Genomic DNA, 3,596 nt, shown 5'->3' with positions numbered 1-3,596 from the left:
AAGTTATATGAATATATTTTTAAATAAAAATATTTTAAATTATTAAATATAATTATTAAATGCAATTATTAAATTTAATAAATGTAATTATTAAAATTGATTTTTTATATTTTTTTTAAACTTTTATACTTTTTATATTAATTTATTCAAACCAATAACTTTAAGTTGATATTATGGATGATGTAACTGTAACTTTAAAAAAATCTGCATCGATTATAAAAGATGAAATTGATGCTTCACTATCAAATATTATTCCTCAAGATTTAAAAAATGCATCAATTTATTTAACAAATGCGGGAGGAAAGATGTTAAGACCAGGTTTGACACTTTTAACATGTCAATTAGTTGGTGGAAGTGAATCTGATGCCGTAAAATCTGGTGTAGCTATTGAACTTATTCATACATTTTCACTTATCCATGATGATATAATGGATGATGATGAAGTTAGAAGAGGTCAACCAGCTGTTCATGTAAAATGGGATGAGCCATTAGCTATTTTGTCTGGTGATATTCTCTTTTCAAAAGCTTTTGAAATTGCACTCAGTTTAAAGGAGTCTAATCCTAATGTTTCTAGTGATGCAGTTCTTGAAACCTTAAATACAATAGCTGATTCATGTATAAAAATCTGTGAAGGTCAAGCATTAGATATGAGCTTTGAAGGCAATTTTGAAGTCTGTGAAGATGATTATTTAGATATGATTTTTAAAAAAACAGGAGCATTAATAGCAGCTGCAACAAAAATTGGAGCTATTGCTGGTGGAGCAGATTTAAACGATATTTCAACTTTATATGAGTATGGTAAGCTTATTGGTTTGGCCTTCCAGATTCATGATGATTATTTAGATTTAACAAGTGATGAAGAGTCATTAGGTAAGCCTATAGGTAGTGATATTGCTGAAGGAAAGATGACTTTAATTGTTGTTAATGCACTTGAAAAGGCTAATGATGAAGATAAACAAACAATTCTTAAAATTTTAAAAGAGGAGAATAACTCACTAGAACAAATAGATCAAGTCATGAACTTATTTAATAAATATGGTTCAATTGAATATGCATCAAATATTGCTCAAACATATGTAAACGATGCAAAAAAAATTTTAAGCAACTTTGAAGATTCTTATGCAAAAGAAACTCTTTTAAAACTTGCTGATTATGTTATTGGTCGGAGTACATAAATAATATTTTAACATATCCTTTCTTTTTTTTTATTTTAAATTTATTAAGTTTGTTTTAAGTTTATTTTAAATTATTTTATTTGTTTTTAATTATTTTATTTATTTTAATATTTTATTTATTTTAATTTTTTAATTTTTTAATTTTTATCTCTTTTTTGAAAATATGTTAAGAAAAGGTTGTAAAAAAGATTTATTATAATTATGTCTTTTTTCTAAAAACACAAAATACATTTATTCTACTGCCTTTATATAGATATGATAGAAAATAGATATTTAATTGGATAATCAGTGATTTTATGAATGATTTAGAGAAAATAGTTTTTAAATATGTACTTTTAAATGCAAGCCAACATAAAGGAAAAGCCAATCCTAAAGCAGTTATTGGTTCAATAATGGCTAATGAATCAGAACTTAGAAGCAAAGGAAAAGAAATTAGCCAAATAGCTGGCGATATTGTTGAAAAAGTTAATTCAATGTCTGTTGAGGAGCAAATTGAGGAATTAAATAATTTAGGGCTTGAAAAAACAGATAAAAAGAGAAAACAAGTTAAATCTAAAGGATTAGATGGATTGCCTGGTTCTCATGATAATGTTGTAATGCGTTTTGCTCCTAATCCTAGTGGACCACTTCATATAGGTCATGCTAGAGCAGCTGTTCCTAATAGAGAATATGTTAAACGGTATAATGGCAAATTAATTCTTCGTATTGAAGATACTGATCCTAAAAGAGTTTATCTTCCAGCATATGATATGATTCAAGAGGATTTAAAATGGCTTGGTGTAAATTTTGATGAGATTTATTATCAAAGCGATAGGTTTCCAATTTACTATGAATATGCAGTTAAATTAATCGAAATGGGTGGAGCTTATATGTGCACTTGTGATGGAGATTCATTTAAAAAATTAAAAGATGACTCAATGGCTTGCTCATGTAGAGATTTATCTGCAGAAGAAAATCTTAAAAGATGGGAAAAATTTCATTTAATGAATGCAGGGGATGCTGTTTTAAGAGTAAAAACTGATATAAAACATAAAAATCCAGCTATTCGTGATTGGGTTGCAATGAGACTAGTTGATGAAGAACATCCCCGTATTGGCAATAAATATAGAGTTTATCCAATGATGAATTTTTCTGTAGCCATTGATGATCATTTAATGGGAATGACTTATGTATTAAGGGGAAAAGATCATTTAGCAAATAGTGAAAAGCAAAAATATCTTTATCAACATTTTCAATGGGATGTTCCTGAATTTATTCACTATGGTAGATTAAAAATGGAAGATATCGCTTTAAGTACTTCTAATGCATTAAAAGGAATTGAAAATGGGCAATACAGTGGATGGGATGATCCTCGTCTTGGTACTTTAAGAGCCATTGGAAGACGGGGAGTTAAAGCAAAAACAATTCATGATTTGATGATAGAAATTGGAGTAAAAATGTCTGATTCAGCTATTAGCTGGAAAAAAATCTATGGATTAAATAGAAATTATTTAGAAAAAGAAGCAAACAGGTACTTTTTTGTAGAAAATCCTAAACTGGTCAAAATTACAGATTTTGATGTAAAAGATGTGTTTAGTAAAAATAATTTAAATAATAATTCTGTTATCATTGAAAGACCATTACATCCTGATTTTATAGATAGAGGTAATAGAAAATTAGTTTTATCAAATGAAGTGTATTTGGCTGGTGTTGATTTTAAAAATGGCTTATCTCGATTAATGGACGGAGTAAATATAGATATAAATCTTGAATCTAGTGATAATCCCGTTGTTTATAGTAGTAAAAGCTTTGAAGAGGCTAAAGAGAAAAAGATGAGAATAATACAGTGGGTTCCAGCTACTGATCCAGTTAAAACAAAAATTGTACTAAGTGATAATTCAACTATTGAAGGATTGTCTGAGTCTGCATGTAAGAACTTAAAAATAGGGGACATTGTTCAATTTGAAAGAGTAGGGTTTGCAAGACTAGATGAAATCAAGGATTACACCTTAATTTTCTATTTTGCCCATAAGTAAGTGTTTATTTTAAAATTATTTATTCTATTATTTATTTTACTTTTTTTATAATTTTTTAATTTTTACAATTTTTTTAAGCAGATGTTTAACTAATAGATTAAAACCCCTGTAAATTATTAATGCATATTTTTATAAAAAATAAATATTTAAAAATAATTATAATCTGTAAACAACTTATATTTAAATTATTTTTCTTTATTTTTGAGAAGACCTTTTGATCAAACTTTTTTTAAAAGTTTGTTTTAAATTATTTTTCTTTATTTTTGAGAAGACCTTTTGATCAAACTTTTTTTAAAAGTTTGTTTTAAATTATTTTTCTTTATTTTTGAGAAGACCTTTTGATCAAACTTTTTTTAAAAGTTTGTTTTAAATTATTTTTCTTTATTTTTGAGAAGACCTTTTGATC

2 protein-coding genes are annotated in these 3,596 nt (G+C 26.6%); both read left to right on the top strand.

What is annotated here, in order from left to right:
- Positions 1–173: 173 nt before the first annotated feature.
- A complete protein-coding gene (gene idsA / locus MBCUR_RS01505) occupies positions 174–1,175 on the top strand; it encodes a short chain isoprenyl diphosphate synthase IdsA (protein ID WP_067089353.1) in 1,002 nt (333 codons plus the stop codon).
- Positions 1,176–1,471: 296 nt separating this feature from the next.
- Positions 1,472–3,190, top strand: a complete 1,719-nt coding sequence (locus MBCUR_RS01500) for a glutamate--tRNA ligase (protein ID WP_067089350.1) — start codon at positions 1,472–1,474, stop codon at positions 3,188–3,190.
- The last annotated feature ends 406 nt before the right edge of the window (positions 3,191–3,596 follow it).

It is taken from the genome of Methanobrevibacter curvatus (assembly GCF_001639295.1).
In the GTDB taxonomy this organism is placed as follows: Archaea; Methanobacteriota; Methanobacteria; order Methanobacteriales; family Methanobacteriaceae; genus Methanoflexus; species Methanoflexus curvatus.
This window is presented reverse-complemented; position numbering and strand designations above follow the sequence as displayed.

Bases quoted from the DNA above. Each gene is read 5' to 3' on its own strand.
- idsA (WP_067089353.1), top strand. From the start codon at position 174: ATGGATGATGTAACTGTAACTTTAAAAAAATCTGCATCGATTATAAAA.
- MBCUR_RS01500 (WP_067089350.1), top strand. From the start codon at position 1,472: ATGAATGATTTAGAGAAAATAGTTTTTAAATATGTACTTTTAAATGCA.